Below are 398 nucleotides of genomic sequence, written 5' to 3'. Positions count from 1 at the left end.
CCCTGGGTCCCGGCGCTCCCGCCCTCGCGGGCGTCCGGCCGGGATGACAGGGATTTTGCGCTTGAGAGCGGGGATCCAGCGCCTCGAATCCCCGCAGGTCCCAGGACAAACCCCAACCCTATCAAACCCTTGCAAAAATCCTGATCGCGCCAGTCAGACGCGCTCGGAACCCCCCGCATAATCACCTCACCGGACAGCACGGGAAGGGCGCAGGGCCAGCGACCGTTGCGGCTGGCCGGGGTGGTCGAGCGGGAAGCTCAATCGATGGCGGGTCAGAACCGCCAACCCTGTCGTGTCTGGCGGCGGTCGGCCGTGGATCACAGAAACGACGTCACGGCAGGGGTCGGGCGAGCAGCAGGTGGGCCTGGAAGGGTTCACGGTCCGGGACGGGGTCGCTC

This window comes from Caulobacter sp. HMWF025 (assembly GCF_003060965.1).
Lineage (GTDB): Bacteria > Pseudomonadota > Alphaproteobacteria > Caulobacterales > Caulobacteraceae > Caulobacter.
The sequence above is the reverse complement of the archived record's forward strand: the minus strand, read 5'-3'. Positions refer to the sequence as shown.